The following is a 14979-nucleotide window of genomic DNA, read 5'->3' as shown; positions in this document are numbered from 1 at the left end:
TTGTCAAGTGGTTTTTATTGGCTGTTGTGCTGTAATAGGTCTACTTTGATGGCAGTTTAAATTTCACAATAAATTGTTTGTTTAGTTTCCATAGCTTTTATATCATACTATAATTGCAACTGTTTTAACAGTAATCAGAGCCTAAAAAGGGGCTGAGTATCAATGGATTATTTATAAAATAAACTTATGGAAAGTAGAGTTTGGTTCATTTGGTTGATCAGTAACTTGATTGTTATATTCAGCAATATGCAGATAATCTATACTTTTATAAGTGTAAATCTTGAAAAAGAACTTGGGATCACAATTGCGCAAGTTGCACTGGCTAATTCAGCATATAGTTGGACTTTTGCCATCTCACAATTTTTCAGTGGGGCAATGTTTAACGTTTTTTCCAGTAAAAAAATTTATTTTTTCTCATTATCAATTATGATCTTTGGGTTTTTTGTCCTTATCAACAGTGATAATTTTGCCCATTTAATTTTATCTCAATTGTTGATTGCAATTGGAGCATCGTTTGGTTTTATTGGCGCTGCTCATATAAGTAGCACATACTTTCCCATTACCCAATTTGGATTAATGTTTTCACTAGTGCAGACAATTTCAAGTCTTTCCGCTTTGATGATTCAAATGTTATTCTCTAGCTTTCTTGTTGAAGGTGCAGATTGGAAGAATCTAATTGTATGCGTAATATTATTTGGCGTGTCGATATTTGTACTTATGTTTTTTTATCCGAAAGGATTTTTAAAAAAAAGTTTGGAAAGATACATAATAAAAAGCTCTATAAAAACAGTAATATGTTCTGTACTAATGGTGCTAAAATTAAGAGATATCTGGATAACCTCAATAGTGGGTGCTATTACTTTTGGAACATTTTTAGCGCTTAATATGTTGTGGGCACCAAGGTTACTAAGCAACTTGGAACTCAATACAATGGAGTCAGGTGTGGCAACTGCAATATTGTGGCTTGGTCTTGCAATTGGTGCTCCAATTGCAGATCTAATCTCAAATCTATTTGAAAATAGAAGGCACGTAATTTCTGCTTTTGCTCTACTGCAAGGCATTTCAATTATTATTTTACTATACAGCCACTTAACAGTTCATATTGTATACTTTTGTATGTTAATGTTTGGTTTTTTTTCAGGAGGACATATGCTTAATTTTACTGTTGGCAGTGAGATTGTGGAGCGGAAATACATTAGCACATCATCATCCATTATCAATGGATTTATGTTTATTGTCAGCGGAATTGTAGTGTCAGTTTTAGCGCTTTTTCCAGATCATCAAATGGCGCTTTTCACAATATTTGCAATGTTAACATTTGCTAGTATTTTAAATTATGCTACAAAAGAAACATACTATAAAAATAAAGTAGCTGAATCTTGAGTCGATTGTTATATTATATTGACATACTGTAATAAATTATGGCAACAAAAGACACAACAGTAACTAAGGCAACAATAGCTGAATGCATAAATCAGGAAATTGGACTATCAAAAGAAGACTCTATTGCGATAATAGATGATATATTGAATGAGATAAAGACAAGCTTGGTAAAAGATGGAATAGTAAAAATATCTTCATTTGGAACATTCTTGGTTAAAAAAAAGAAAGAAAGGCCAGGAAATATACCAAATACATCGAAAAAAGTAGTAATTCAAGCGAGAAAATCAATTTCTTTTAGACCTTCACAAGTGTTAAAAAAATTAATAAATAATCGATGAATAAGGAAAAATTATTTTATACAATTGGGGAAGTAGCTGAAGAACTACATTTGGAACAGCATGTTTTAAGATTTTGGGAAAGTCAATTTCATCAAATCAAACCCATAAAACGTAAGGGAAGAAGACTATATGATCGTAAGTGTATAGAGGCGATAAAAAAAGTAAAATACATGCTATACGATAAAGGATATACAATAAAAGGAGTACAAAAGGAATTTTGTAACGATGTAAAAATCAATCATGATTTAAGGAATTTGTTTCAAGAACTTACTGATTTAAGAGACTATTTGATTGATAAAATAAATGAAGAAAGTAATGAACAGACGTAAAACACTATAAAGTTTTGTGAAAGTTGATATATCTAGAGATAAGTTTATGTTTCGTATAGTCTTGTTCTTTATATTCTCAGCAATACTGATAAGCTGTGGACTGCAAAAACCTGCTTCTGTACTACTTAAAGGTGAGGAGTTTTATGGGAAAAGAGACCTAGAGTACACAAGGGAATACCATTTGATTAAAGAAAATGTTGATTCTTCGCTGCGAAAAGAAAGTAGAAAAGCCTTCGTAGATAAGGTATATAACAATAATGCGCAAAATGTGTGTAAATTTGTAATGCCTGTTAAAGGTGCAGCTACCTCTTCTGATAAAATATGTCAGGATGGCATAAAAATTACTGCTCAAAATGGAACAAATGTTATTGCTTCTGCACCTGGCAAAGTAATATACGTAGGTAAAGGACTGAGGTGGTATGGAAATTTAATTATAGTGGAACATAAAGATAATTACATGACTATGTACTCCTATTTAAAAAATATACAAGTTGAAATTGGTGATAAAGTAAAACAAGGTCAAGTTATTGGGTCTGCAGGTAAGTCAAGCACGCAAGATAAAAATCCTCAGATGTGTTTTACAATACGGCATAATGGCCAAGTAATCGATCCTTTGGCACACATAAACTGTGATTAAATTTATGAAATATGATTTTAAAAACGTTGAAAAATTTCATCAAGATAAGTGGAATTTTTCTGTAAGCAAGAATAGCAAGCAGGAAAAATGTTACGTGTTGGAGATGTTTCCGTATCCATCTGGTAAAATTCACATGGGGCACCTGCGCAACTATGCAATAGGAGATGTAATAGCACGTTACAAAAGAGCTCGTGGGTTTGAGGTTTTGCACCCAATTGGCTGGGATGCCTTTGGATTACCAGCTGAAAATGCAGCAAGAGACAATAACATTAACCCTGCGGCGTGGACGAAAGAGAATATAGATAATATGTGTGCGCAGCTAAAATCTATAGGTCTTTCCTACAATTGGGATCGTGAGCTCTCCACATGTGAGCCTGATTATTACAAACACGAACAGAAATTTTTCCTGGATTTTTTAAAGCATGGGCTTGCCTATCGAAAAGAGTCGTGGGTTAACTGGGATCCTGTGGATCAAACAGTGCTTGCAAATGAGCAAGTGGTTGATGGAAAAGGATGGCGATCAGGTGCAGTTGTTGAAAAACGTAAGTTATCTCAATGGTTTTTGAAGATTACTGATTTCGCTGAAGATTTACTTCAGTGCTTGCAAGGTTTAAAAAATTGGCCAGAAAAAGTCAAAACGATGCAAGAACGCTGGATAGGAAAGTCCGAAGGGGTAACTATAGAATTTGAAATAGGTGGCTTGAATAAGAAGTTAAAGATTTTTACAACTTCTCCTCATACTTTGTTTGGAGCTTCTTTTTTTGCAGTAGCAGCAGAGCACCCTATTGTGCAGGATATTACGCTTCCAGATGCTCCTGAAGTTTTGTCATCCCAGTGCTCCGACACTGGGATCCAGGAAAAAGATGAATGGTCACGCGCTGGGATGACAATTGATGATATAAACACAAAGGGGGAAAATGACGAAAAATTTGGAATTTACACCGGATTAAACGTAAAACATCCATTTCTTGATAAGGAATTGCCCCTCTATGTAGCGAATTTTGTGTTGATGGAGTATGGAGAAGGTGCAATTTTTGGTTGCCCTGCACATGATCAGCGTGATTTTGAATTTGCGCAGAAATATGATTTGCCGATTATTCCCGTTGTTTCTTTGGCCCACTTAGGTGTCATTCCAGCGCGTGATCAGGATTCTTATAATGGATCCCAGTGTCAAGCTACTTGGATGACAGAGGATTTAAATGAAGCCTATACTGGCGATGGAGTGATGTTCAACTCCGAATTCTTAAACGGACTAACGGTTAATGAGGCAAAGGAAGTAATCATTAAAAAGCTTGAAGAAAAAGGGATAGGTAAAAAAACAGTAAACTATCGTTTGCATGATTGGGGAATTTCAAGGCAACGTTATTGGGGATGTCCTATACCTGTTATATATTGTAAAGATTGCGGGACTGTGCCAGTTCCAGAAAAAGACCTTCCTGTAGTTCTACCAACGGATGTAGAATTTACAAGTGGTGGTAATCCTCTGGATAAGCACCCAACTTGGAAATTTGTTGATTGTCCAAAGTGCGGAAAGCAAGCAGAGCGTGAAACTGATACATTCGACACTTTTTTCGAGTCTTCTTGGTATTTTGCTGCATTTTGTAGTGAAAATAAGTCTATCAATAAAGATGCGTGTAATCGTTTTATGCCTGTTGATTATTATATAGGTGGGATAGAACATGCAATTCTGCATTTGCTTTATTCAAGATTTTTCTGCCGTGCTTTGACCAAATGTGGCTATTTTAATATTAAAGAGCCTTTTTCTACTTTAATCACTCAAGGAATGGTCTGCCATGTAACTTATAAAGATGAGAATGGCAAATGGCTCTTTCCTGAAGAAGCAAAAGATTTGATGGCACGAGGTGCTAAGGTTCAAGTTGGGAAAGTTGAAAAGATGAGCAAATCGAAAAAGAACACAATTGACCCAAACTTTATCATAGAAAAGTACGGTGCTGATACTGCTCGCTTGTTTGTATTATCTGACACTCCTCCAGAAAAAGATATGGAATGGTCAGATGATGGCGTAGAAGGCTGTTCTCGCTATATAAATAAATTGTGGCGTATGGTAATGCAGCTAAGGCCTATACAACTGCCTGTCATTCCAGCACGTGATGCTGCAGTGTCACGCACTGGGATGACACCAAATTACACAGATAAACTTCTAGAATATAGAAAAAAAATACATAAACTCTTACACGGACTTACAGATGACTTGGAAAACTGCAGATTAAACTGTGTGGTAGCAAAATTCCGTGAAATGACGAATTTAATAGCCGAAATAGATGTAAAAACTGGAAAATCTCTTATTGATGAAGGTATATGTATACTAATCAAAGTAATCGAACCGTTCATACCACATCTAGCTGAAAGCCTATGGCAAGAAATAGGAGGTCAACCTTGGCCAAAAGCTGATGAATCACTACTAATTGATAATATGGTGACTGTGGCAGTGCAGATCAATGGAAAGTTGCGTGCGACTATCAAAGTAGCAACTGATTTACCTCAAGAAGAATTGAAGAAAATAGCAACAGGTTCTGTATCTAATAGAATCGATCAAAGCAAAATTCGCACTATATATGCTATACCAAATAAGGTAGTAAACATAGTTATATAAAAATTTGAGTAGCACGTCCCTAATTTTATAGTTATACTTTTTTTGATATGCAGTTATATCTTTTTTAATATAAAGGATATATACTTACGCATTATATATTTTTTTGTATGGGTAGTTATATGAAAATAAAGAGATTGTGTGTTTTGGCTGTATTGCTCACTTCATCTCTAGCAGGTGCAGATGATAATGCAGCGGCTAATTTAGAGAGTCAGTACTATGCAGGTTTAAACTTTGGTGCTGGTTGGGGTGATGGCTTTAAAATGAAACCTGGCGTTGTTCTTGGTTACCATTATGATCAAAACTCTGAATTTGAACTTGAGGTTCTCAGTAATGTTAAGTCATTAAAGAGCATAGGAGCTAGCTTATTGGTAAACTACCGCTTTTATCCTGGCCTTAATATTGATCCCGTTAAGCTATATGTCAGTGGAGGTTTAGGTGGATATGTCCAGATAATTGAAGCTAAATCAGGATCAAACACAGCTCAAGCATTACAAAATATAGTAGGCAAGGACACGTCATTAGGCGGGGCAGTAGAAAAGGCAGACGCGTTAGCAAGCAGGTTAGTAGAAAAGGTGGGGGTAGTAAAAAATGTAGCGGAAAGGGTAGACGAGGCAGTAGGCGAGATAATAGGTACAGCTCCAGAACCATCTTTAGTAGATAAAATGCTGGGTGCTATTTCGTACAAACTGAAGGTTGGTGTTGATTATGAAGTTACTCCGCAGATAATTGGTACAGTTGGTATGACCATGGGTGGGCAACTAAGTAGTTTTAAACCACCATTACAAATACCGGACGCGATGCTAGAGGTAGGAATACGTTATAATTTTTAATGCTCTAAATTGCATATTTCTGTAGTGGATAAGGTGATTCTGCAAAGTGGTTTGCTATTTGGACAAAATTAGATGTTATTATCTAGAGACGGAGTATCTATTTTTCTCATGCCTCAACTAATGAAATTAGAAGCATCAGCTCCCTGCTGCAAGCAAGCAGCGACTACAGTGTTCATCATAAGAAATGCAATTGTCATCGGGCCAACGCCTCCTGGTACTGGAGTAATTGCTTTGACTTTTTCTTTTATTCCTTCGAAGTCAACATCACCTACGAGCTTACCTTGATTTCCTACATTAACGCTATTTATTCCAACATCAATTACTATTGCACCTTTTTTTATCCAATCTTTTTGAATAAAATTAGGCTTTCCAACTGCTGCAACTACTATATCCGCTTTGGAACAATACCCAGCTAAATCCCTACTTTGTGAATGCAAGATGGTAACAGTGCAGTTTTCTTGCAGCAATAAGTGAAACATTGGCTTACCCACGATGTTTGACCTACCAATCACAACTGCGTTTTTACCGGACAGATTATTTTCAACTGACTTAATTAAATGCAAAGAACCTTTAGGAGTACAAGGTATCAGACAATTTTTTTCACCTTTAACTAACCTGCCAACATTTTCATCATGAAAGCCATCTACATCTTTTTCAACACTTACTGCATTAATTACTCTGCTTGCACTGATGTGATTTGGTAGAGGCAACTGAACTAAAATTCCATGCACAGATGGATCTTCATTTAATTCATTAATTTTTCCAATTAACTCATCTTCTGATGTCTCACAAGATAAAAGAATTGTTTCAGAACTTATGCCTATTGATTTTGCTTTTTTCTGTTTGTTGCGAACATAAACCTGACTTGCTGGATTGCTACCAACGAGAATTACTTTTAGGCAAGGAAAAATATTATGCTCTCTCTTTAAAATATCAATTTTTTGTGATAGCTTCTCACAGAGGCCATTAGCTATTTTTTTACCGTCAATAATAATTGTCATTTCCTTGCCACTCCTTGAAATTAGCTAATGCGATATCAAATAAATTCAATACTTTACCAACAGAATGATTTACAATATCATCCAAAGATTTTGGTTTAATATAAAAAGCAGGCATTGGCGGAGCAATAATTGCTCCCATCTCCGTTAGTTTTAACATATTTCGTAGATGCCCAAGATGTAGTGGCGATTCTCGCACCATAAGAACTAACTTTCTTCTTTCTTTTAGCGTTACATCTGCAGCTCTTATCAATAGATTGGAAGTAACACCTGATGCAATTTCAGACATTGTCTTCATAGAACATGGAGCAATAACCATCCCTGAGGTTTTAAATGAGCCGCTTGCTATTTTTTCTCCTATTTTTTCTTCAGAATAGTAAAAATCTGCAAGCGATGTAATATCTTCAAGTTTTTCTTTCATCTCATGAGCTAGAGTTATTTTTCCAGCACTGCTGATCACTAAATGAGTTTCATGGTTGGTATTTTTTAGTGCTTCTAGAATCCGTACACCATAAATAGAACCAGATGCTCCACTTATTCCAACTACAATTCTACTATTCACTTAGCTCTTCTTCGCAACTCATTCCTAATGCACGTTTATAGGTATCAAGTAATATTTCCTGTTCCTCTCTGTCACCATCATCCATCTTTCTTAGCCTAATAATTTGTTTCATCACTTTTGCATCCCAGCCTTCATCTGCAGCTTTTGCATATATATCACGAATGTGATCTTGCACATCCCTCTTTTCTTGTTCAAGTTTTTCGATTCTCTCTATGTAACTCTTCAACTCTTCAGCCGTTATTTTTACTGTATCTTCCATAGAACCCAACTAATTAATTGCTGCTATAGTATTATCAGTTTTTACTTGTACTTCAATAACAGTAATAACATTTTTATCTTTTTTTAAAATCTTAAAGCAAAAACCGTACATGAAAAATTCTTCGTTTTCGTCAGGAATGCGTTCTATCTCGTTTACAATCATACCTGCTAGAGTTGTAGCTTCATCATCAGGGAGATTCCAGTGTAACTGTCTGTTAATGTCTCTAATAGTAGATTTCCCTTCTATGTGATACACATTATCAGATATTTTTTTTATAAAATTCTCCGTGATCAAATCATGTTCATCCGAAATTTCTCCAACTATTTCTTCCAGTATATCCTCAAGAGTTACGATTCCCTGCAGTGCTCCATACTCATCAATAACAAATGCAAGGTGTTTCCTGTTTTTACGGAAGTTGTGAAGTTGTACACTAAGCGGCATACTTTCTGGTATAAACCAAGGCTTTGACATAACTTGGGCAATCTCTATTTTATTATCCTTTTCACGCAAGGCGTTTATTAGATTTTTCACGTGAACCACTCCAACAATATTATCTGGTTCTTTTTGCCATAAAGGTACTCTACTATGACTGCTGATTAAAATCTCTCTTATTAAATCTTCTTTGTTTCGATCTATATCAAGAGAAAATAAGTTTCTCCTGTGGATCATAATTTGTGATATTTCTGTTTCAGCCAAATCAAGTATACTACTTAGCATATCTAAATCCTGTTGCAGCATAGTTCCTTCACTGCGGTGAAGAGTAATCATATTACGCATTGCGTCTGCTGCGGATATTATCTCCCTATTCTTATGAAGCCCACATAACTTCAGAATGAGATTGACAATAAACTGAATGCCTAATGTCAATGGAGAAAGAATCTTGACAAAAAACAGCATAAAATAAGCAGAAAGTAATGTAAATTTTTCAGGATTTTGTATGGCATAAGTTTTTGGTAAAACTTCACAAAATAGCAAAATACAAAACGTCATCATGACTGTTGAAAGAAATATGCCCTCACGCCCAAAAGAATTTATAAATATTGCTGTAAATAAAGCAGAGCAAGTAATGTTAATAATTGTATTGCATACTAATATTGTTCCTATTGTTAATTCTTTTTTACCCAACAAAAGGTCTATTATCTTAGCTTTTTTGTGACCTTCTAGCTTTAGTTTATTGACTCGGGAGCGGCTAATTGAGGTTAACCCTATTTCTGCTCCCGAGAACAAAAACGATAAAATCAACAAGAAGAAAATTGCTGACAATACTGAAACCAATAACCAATCCATTAAAGTATGATGTTATTGCAATATAGAAACAGAGTTGATTTTATATGTTGTAAGGAGCATTTGCAAGTTTATATATCTTTAATATTAAAAAACAAATCATGAAATATATCACACACTGCATTCACATGCACATTCTCAACAATAAGTGGAGGAGTTATTCTTATTACTCTATTATTTAAAATTTTAGTCACTATTAAGCCTTTGTCAAGGGATTGGCTAACAATTTTATCAGCCAAAGGTACTCTAAGCTCTATCCCTATCAATAAACCCTCTCCACGAACTTCTGAGATTATCTTCGGAAATTCTTCAGCTAAAGGCAACAATTTTTCTTTTAGATATTTACTAACCTTCTTAACATGGTCAAAAAAGCCTTCTTCTAGTATTACATCGAGTACTGCATTACCAACAGTCATAGCAAGTGGATTGCCACCATAGGTTGATCCATGAGTTCCTGGAGTAATTGCTTCTGCTATGTAATCTTTTACTAAACACGCAGCTAGGGGAAATCCATTACCCATAGCCTTCGCACAAGTGAGCATGTCAGGTTCAGCTCCTATATTTTGATAGTAAAATAGAGAGCCAATCCGTCCATATCCGCATTGCACTTCATCAAAGCATAAAATTATTCCTTGAGCTTTTGTTATCTCTCTTACTCTTTTTAGATACCTTACGTCCAATGGATGTACCCCTCCTTCACTTTGTATGGGCTCTAAAAATATGGCAGCTGTTTCATTGTTTATTTTTTCCTCTAGCGCTTTAATGTCATTTCTTGGTACCTTGTCAAAACCAGAAAGGAGTGGAGCAAAACCTTCGCGTGATTTTTTATTTCCCCCAGCAGAAATTGCAGCAATACTGCGGCCATGAAAACCTCCTTCAATTGTAATGATGCGATTACGCTTTTTCTGATTTTTTGAGTAGAAATAACGGCGAATAAATTTAATTGCAGCTTCTGTTGCTTCAAGTCCACTTGAGCAGAAAAAAACTTTATCAGCAAAGGTAAGTTCTGTTAAACGCTGAGCGAGCCTCTCCTGCTCAGGGATAGTGAAAATATTAGAGCAGTGCCATAATGAACCCAATTGCTCTTTCAGTTTATCTGTAATGTATGGATGACAATGGCCTAGAGAGGTTGTAGAAATTCCCGCAGCAAAATCTAAATATTTTTTACCATCCTTATCGAAGAGATATACTCCTTCTCCTCTAACTATAGAAGCTTCAGATCTATTATAAGCATTAACAATATGATCCATTTTAAATATTATCTATACTATGCATGAAATTGATATAAAGCTTTTCCTTCATAACTAAAAGTTTAGCTAATATTCCATAGCTGAACATAAAATTCAGAAAATTTAATTATGTATAGAAAAGTAAAACTACACTAATTCACACTCAGCAAAAAAGAAAGCTATTTCCCTATGAGCATTTTCTAGACTATCAGAACCATGAACTCTATTTTCACTAATGTCATCAGCAAAATCACCTCTGATTGTGCCTTTATCTGCCTGTTTTGGATCTGTAGCACCCATGATTTGTCTGTATTTACTGACTGCATTTTCACCGATTAAAACTTGAACTATCACAGATCCAGAAGTCATAAATTCTACCAATTCCCCAAAAAAGGGCCTATCTTTATGAATTTCATAAAACAGCTCTGCTTGTTTTTTTGTCAGCAGCATCATTCTTTGTGCTATAATCTCTAGTCCAGATTCTTCGATGTAAGAATTTATACTGCCTGTAATATTATTTTTTACTGCATCAGGTTTTAATATCGAAAGTGTCCTCTCAATTGCCATATCATTTCCTTATATTAAGATCGTATATTTACTTTATTGCTAATTTTTGTTCCATCAAAGAGATTTTTTATTTATAGTCAAGAATAAAACATCAAAGAGGTAGTTTATGGATTACTGTCGTAAAAAATTAGTAAATAATCTTAAATCATCGATTTTTTGCGGAACAAAAGGGTTTTTAACTTTTAGCTTGGCTTTTTTGAGTTATTTGGAACATAGTTCACATCGTAATACAAAATTAAAAGAAGATGCTGTTTTTGCAATGAAAAGAAACACCATTCCATTTTTCGAAATGGCTATCATAGTGCCATTTGTTTGTCTTGCATTACCATCTATGATAGGCAGTATGAATCTCATGCATTGTGCGCTTATATGCACTGCATTGATGGTTGCAACATGCTTTTTTGTAAGAACTTTTCACGTGCGTGAGTTATCACTAGAAAAATCGACCAAACATAGTAAACAAGAAATAGATGAACAATTTAAGAAAGATACTATAAAATTCCCTATCTTTGATAAAAGTAGAAAACAAATCGAGTATAACTCGCCTAACCCAGGGCAATCATTGAATGATAATATCTCTCTCCCCGTTAGAGTTTTACTTTTCCCCCTTACAGTTCTTCTAAAGGCCTTGCAAAGCTGCATCATGCTATCTTTAGCTACTGTTGAACTTCTTGAAGCAGTGCCAAGTTTTTGTGTCGATCTGGTTTTCGATAGAAGCTTTTCATCCACAAAGAGTAACATGCAGAGATCTGGCCATTTATTGTATGCTAGTGTGAGAAATTTAGTACCTGTAACTAAACTTGATGAGTGTGTAGCTGATTTTATAGGTACCCCAAAAGCAACTTGTTGTGGTGTATAGGTGAGAAAAGCAGTTATTTTATTTAACCTTGGCGGACCTGATTCACTCAGTGCAGTACGTCCTTTTTTATTTAATCTCTTTTACGACAGAAGAATAATCAATCTACCAAATCCTTTTCGCTTGCTTTTAGCAAGATTTATCTCTACAAAGCGAGAAAATACTGCACGAGAAATATACGAGCACATTGGTGGTAAATCGCCAATTTTGGAGAATACAAAAGCACAAGCTAATGCACTTGAATGTAAGCTTAATGAACCTATCTTGTGTCATCCCAGTGCTCAGACACTGGGATCTAGAAAAAAACACTGGATTCCAGCGTCAAGCGCTGGAATGACATCAAAAGTATTCATCTGCATGCGTTATTGGCATCCATTTGCTGATGAAGTTGTTAAAAGCGTAAAGCAATTCGATCCTGACGAAATCATTCTGCTACCACTATATCCCCAATATTCAACCACCACAACCTTGTCATCCATTGAAAATTGGCAGAAAAATGCCAAAAAATATAGCCTAGAATGTAACACAAAAGTAATCAATCATTATTATGACAATAAAGACTTTATTGAGGCTCATGTTAATCTGACGTCTAAATATTATAAATTAGCTAGCAAAATCGGTAAGCCAAGAGTCCTATTTTCAGCCCATAGCCTACCTATTAGTGTTATTAAAAAAGGCGATCCTTACGCTTCACAGATAGAAAAAACAGTAAAATTAATAGTAAAAAAATTGAATGTTGAAGATCTTAATTGGGGAATATGCTATCAGAGTAAGGTTGGCCCTGTAAAATGGTTAGAGCCGAGCACTGAAAGTGAGCTATCACGCGCAAGAGCCGATGATATACCTGTAGTTTTGTCACCTATATCTTTTGTTTCTGAGCATTCGGAAACGCTAGTTGAACTTGATATAGAGTATAAAGCAATTATCAAAGAAGGATATTACTTTCGCGTACCAACTCTCAGTACCGATTTCTTATTTATCAAGTGCTTGGCTGACTTGTGTGTAAATCACCCTCAAAGTCCTAATTTATAGCACTTTTCTTTTAAGATTTTATATAGTAAAGTAGTAAAAAGTTATTGTTTTATTAGCTATTTATGCTAGAAAAAAAATTAAACACATTTGCACAAAGGGTACATAATGCCCATAACCACGATTTCAGAAAGATGTATTGTATTGCAATAGGTTTAACAGGCATATTGTGTAAAATTTCGCTGCAATTTTGTTGCGAGTTTATTGACAACAACGAATCCAATATTTCTGCTGTATCAAAAGTTGCCAGATTAATGAAATTACCAACATCAGCATTATATATTCTTCATTCCGGACTCAGCTTGGCTGGATATAGACCTCAAGATGATAAAAATGAACCTAAAAAATCAGTACAGGTTGTAGGTAGCTCGGCCTTCTTGACACACTGTATCATAGGAATATTGATGCAGACAAAAATCATTCATTTCTTAGCTGGAAACAATAAAGATATAATAAGTTATATTAGCTTAACATCAGCAGTTCTGTTTCTATTTTCAGAATTTATAAGCTACTATTATACATGGAAGAAGTATCTGGATAATAAGAATCCTGAAAAATCTGCTGAATGTAGGAAAGATGTTATTTTCAGCACAATAACCTTGCCATTGAGCTTGTTAAACTTCATATTAAAAAGAATGAAAATTGCAACTATACCAATAGACTTAGGTAGTGGTATAATCTATAACTTCAACTTAAGCGTAACAGTGAGTATAATATTAAGTCTGGCATACTTGGTATCAAACATCGATAGATTTGTCAATCAACCTAATAATGGTACGGATCCTTCTACTGGACTTGATGGCGCTCGCCATACTCAGCATAATGGCAACATTATAGAAATTAATGATTAGAGATGAAAAGACCTAATTTCCACTGCTAATGCTAGCACTGCTAATTTGCTAACAATGTTCCAAAGTGGCAGGGTTTTATTTTCTTGGCTAATATCATAAAATTCACAGTCAGTGGAATTCAAGCTAGAATATATATCTTTTCTGCTATTACACCTATATAAGTAGCACATTGGTATATTTCCTATGTAGTATATTAGCGGTTCTGCAGGACTGCGCTTAAATACATCGATGGTTGGTACACCTTCTTGTATAATAACGCTACTTACTTCTATCCCTTCCTTTACCTTTTTCATTTTATGGCGCTTTTTTTTGTTGAGGTTTAATACTTCTTCACCGCTTGTCACTGTTATGATACCCATCCCGTATGTGCCATTGCTTGCTTTGATAAAAACGTAAGGTTGTGTTTTTATTTTATGTTCCTGATATTTTTTTTGTACTAAGGACAATATTTGATCAACTTTAACCGCTATTGCTTTTAGTGATGAATCATCATTAAAATCTACTTCATTGCAGTTTTCTGTAAATGCAGAAATAAGCCATAGATCTATTTGAAATTCGCTACAAAACTCGGATGCTAATTCTTGATAGATTTTAAAATATTGAAATTTCTGTCTACTGTGCCAACCATACAATGGGCTTGGTATTATCTCTTGTTTTACATTTTTGAGAATATCAGGAATGTGGCTTGTCATGTCTCGATTCAGTATAACAACATCGGGTACAAACCCTGAAGTTGTCTTTAGCAAAGAGTTTTCTTCTACAATAGTCTCGTATAAATTATATGCTTCACTGTGAAAGAGACCGATTTTAGTCTCGAAATCTGCAAGTTGCAGTATTTTTTCTATGGCAAATACATTTTCTATATACATTTTATTTCGTGTGTAATTCTCTGGTATTATAAGAGCCTTTTTATATTGTTTTGTTTCAAAGTAGCTTTTTATCAATTTTGCTGCTGTTACTCTCGATATTTCACTTAGATTATTGAACCCTGCAGGAAACAAATTGGCGTCTACTGGAGCAATTTTGCAGCCTGAATTCCTAAGATCTATGGAGCTATAAAATGGTAATGTAAGGCCGTTAAATTTTGCTTCGAACCAATTATTTATATTTTTTTCCAAATTTGAATGAATTGTATTTTGCATCTACACTTTAAATGTTATAAGAAAAGTATTATATTATAAGCTATAATCTTAATATAATGAACTAAAGTAGC

Annotated in this window: 16 protein-coding genes; 9 read left to right on the top strand and 7 right to left on the bottom strand. The window is 34.8% G+C overall.

Features of this window, described 5'->3' with window-relative positions:
- The first annotated feature begins 186 nt into the window (after positions 1 to 186).
- The 6 genes from Wcon_RS00180 to Wcon_RS00155 all read left to right on the top strand — a co-directional run bounded on the left by Wcon_RS00180 (position 187) and on the right by Wcon_RS00155 (position 6131).
- Positions 187 to 1383, top strand: coding sequence for an MFS transporter (locus Wcon_RS00180; RefSeq protein ID WP_114516764.1), 1197 nt, complete (start codon positions 187 to 189; stop codon positions 1381 to 1383).
- A 38-nt stretch (positions 1384 to 1421) separates the two neighbouring features.
- A complete protein-coding gene (locus tag Wcon_RS00175) occupies positions 1422 to 1721 on the top strand; it encodes an integration host factor subunit alpha (protein WP_114516763.1) in 300 nt (99 codons plus the stop codon).
- The gene (locus tag Wcon_RS00170; protein ID WP_047759767.1) at positions 1718 to 2050 is read left to right on the top strand and encodes a MerR family transcriptional regulator; all 333 of its coding nucleotides are present in this window, start codon (positions 1718 to 1720) and stop codon (positions 2048 to 2050) included. Before Wcon_RS00175 ends, Wcon_RS00170 begins: the two co-directional genes overlap by 4 nt.
- A 46-nt stretch (positions 2051 to 2096) precedes the next feature.
- Complete coding sequence (locus tag Wcon_RS00165) at positions 2097 to 2687, top strand: murein hydrolase activator EnvC family protein (protein WP_114516786.1); 591 nt, start codon at positions 2097 to 2099, stop codon at positions 2685 to 2687.
- Between the two features lie 4 nt (positions 2688 to 2691).
- On the top strand, positions 2692 to 5301 hold the full coding sequence (gene leuS, locus Wcon_RS00160) for a leucine--tRNA ligase (RefSeq protein WP_114516785.1): 2610 nt from the start codon (positions 2692 to 2694) through the stop codon (positions 5299 to 5301).
- A gap of 119 nt (positions 5302 to 5420) precedes the next feature.
- Positions 5421 to 6131 (top strand): hypothetical protein, encoded by a 711-nt coding sequence (locus Wcon_RS00155; RefSeq protein ID WP_114516784.1) that lies wholly within the window; start codon positions 5421 to 5423, stop codon positions 6129 to 6131.
- Between the two features lie 113 nt (positions 6132 to 6244).
- On the opposite strand, the gene folD is transcribed toward Wcon_RS00155, so the two are convergent.
- The 6 genes from folD to ndk form a co-directional block, all read right to left on the bottom strand.
- Positions 6245 to 7132, bottom strand: coding sequence for a bifunctional methylenetetrahydrofolate dehydrogenase/methenyltetrahydrofolate cyclohydrolase FolD (folD, locus tag Wcon_RS00150; RefSeq protein WP_114516762.1), 888 nt, complete (start codon positions 7130 to 7132; stop codon positions 6245 to 6247).
- The gene (locus tag Wcon_RS00145; RefSeq protein ID WP_114516761.1) at positions 7116 to 7691 is read right to left on the bottom strand and encodes a UbiX family flavin prenyltransferase; all 576 of its coding nucleotides are present in this window, start codon (positions 7689 to 7691) and stop codon (positions 7116 to 7118) included. Before Wcon_RS00145 ends, folD begins: the two co-directional genes overlap by 17 nt.
- Complete coding sequence (locus tag Wcon_RS00140; RefSeq protein ID WP_114516760.1) at positions 7684 to 7950, bottom strand: DUF2312 domain-containing protein; 267 nt, start codon at positions 7948 to 7950, stop codon at positions 7684 to 7686. Before Wcon_RS00140 ends, Wcon_RS00145 begins: the two co-directional genes overlap by 8 nt.
- Before the next feature lie 9 nt (positions 7951 to 7959).
- Positions 7960 to 9237, bottom strand: coding sequence for an HlyC/CorC family transporter (locus Wcon_RS00135; protein WP_114516759.1), 1278 nt, complete (start codon positions 9235 to 9237; stop codon positions 7960 to 7962).
- 68 nt (positions 9238 to 9305) lie between these two features.
- Positions 9306 to 10484: an aspartate aminotransferase family protein gene (locus tag Wcon_RS00130; protein ID WP_114516758.1), complete on the bottom strand. Its 1179-nt coding sequence runs from the start codon at positions 10482 to 10484 to the stop codon at positions 9306 to 9308.
- A 126-nt stretch (positions 10485 to 10610) separates the two neighbouring features.
- Entirely contained in the window at positions 10611 to 11030 is a 420-nt protein-coding gene (gene ndk / locus Wcon_RS00125) for a nucleoside-diphosphate kinase (protein WP_114516757.1), read from the bottom strand.
- A gap of 106 nt (positions 11031 to 11136) precedes the next feature.
- On the opposite strand from ndk, the gene Wcon_RS00120 reads away from it, so the two are divergent.
- The 3 genes from Wcon_RS00120 (at position 11137) to Wcon_RS00110 (ending at position 13766) form a co-directional block, all read left to right on the top strand.
- Positions 11137 to 11889 (top strand): hypothetical protein, encoded by a 753-nt coding sequence (locus Wcon_RS00120; protein WP_114516756.1) that lies wholly within the window; start codon positions 11137 to 11139, stop codon positions 11887 to 11889.
- Complete coding sequence (gene hemH / locus Wcon_RS00115; RefSeq protein ID WP_114516755.1) at positions 11890 to 12918, top strand: ferrochelatase; 1029 nt, start codon at positions 11890 to 11892, stop codon at positions 12916 to 12918.
- 62 nt (positions 12919 to 12980) lie between these two features.
- Positions 12981 to 13766: a hypothetical protein gene (locus tag Wcon_RS00110; RefSeq protein ID WP_114516754.1), complete on the top strand. Its 786-nt coding sequence runs from the start codon at positions 12981 to 12983 to the stop codon at positions 13764 to 13766.
- Here the strand turns inward: Wcon_RS00110 and gshA are convergent.
- Positions 13763 to 14908, bottom strand: a complete 1146-nt coding sequence (gene gshA, locus Wcon_RS00105) for a glutamate--cysteine ligase (RefSeq protein WP_114516753.1) — start codon at positions 14906 to 14908, stop codon at positions 13763 to 13765. The two genes, Wcon_RS00110 and gshA, sit on opposite strands and share 4 nt — an antisense overlap.
- Positions 14909 to 14979: the final 71 nt, after the last annotated feature.

Source organism: Wolbachia endosymbiont of Cylisticus convexus (genome assembly GCF_003344345.1).
This window is presented reverse-complemented; position numbering and strand designations above follow the sequence as displayed.

Coding starts and splice junctions, on each gene's coding strand:
- Wcon_RS00175 (WP_114516763.1), top strand. CDS start 1,422: ATGGCAACAAAAGACACAACAGTAACTAAGGCAACAATAGCTGAATGC.
- leuS (WP_114516785.1), top strand. CDS start 2,692: ATGAAATATGATTTTAAAAACGTTGAAAAATTTCATCAAGATAAGTGG.
- Wcon_RS00155 (WP_114516784.1), top strand. CDS start 5,421: ATGAAAATAAAGAGATTGTGTGTTTTGGCTGTATTGCTCACTTCATCT.
- Wcon_RS00180 (WP_114516764.1), top strand. CDS start 187: ATGGAAAGTAGAGTTTGGTTCATTTGGTTGATCAGTAACTTGATTGTT.
- Wcon_RS00120 (WP_114516756.1), top strand. CDS start 11,137: ATGGATTACTGTCGTAAAAAATTAGTAAATAATCTTAAATCATCGATT.
- folD (WP_114516762.1), bottom strand. CDS start 7,132: ATGACAATTATTATTGACGGTAAAAAAATAGCTAATGGCCTCTGTGAG.
- Wcon_RS00165 (WP_114516786.1), top strand. CDS start 2,097: ATGTTTCGTATAGTCTTGTTCTTTATATTCTCAGCAATACTGATAAGC.
- Wcon_RS00110 (WP_114516754.1), top strand. CDS start 12,981: ATGCTAGAAAAAAAATTAAACACATTTGCACAAAGGGTACATAATGCC.
- gshA (WP_114516753.1), bottom strand. CDS start 14,908: ATGCAAAATACAATTCATTCAAATTTGGAAAAAAATATAAATAATTGG.
- Wcon_RS00135 (WP_114516759.1), bottom strand. CDS start 9,237: ATGGATTGGTTATTGGTTTCAGTATTGTCAGCAATTTTCTTCTTGTTG.
- Wcon_RS00170 (WP_047759767.1), top strand. CDS start 1,718: ATGAATAAGGAAAAATTATTTTATACAATTGGGGAAGTAGCTGAAGAA.
- Wcon_RS00130 (WP_114516758.1), bottom strand. CDS start 10,484: ATGGATCATATTGTTAATGCTTATAATAGATCTGAAGCTTCTATAGTT.
- Wcon_RS00140 (WP_114516760.1), bottom strand. CDS start 7,950: ATGGAAGATACAGTAAAAATAACGGCTGAAGAGTTGAAGAGTTACATA.
- ndk (WP_114516757.1), bottom strand. CDS start 11,030: ATGGCAATTGAGAGGACACTTTCGATATTAAAACCTGATGCAGTAAAA.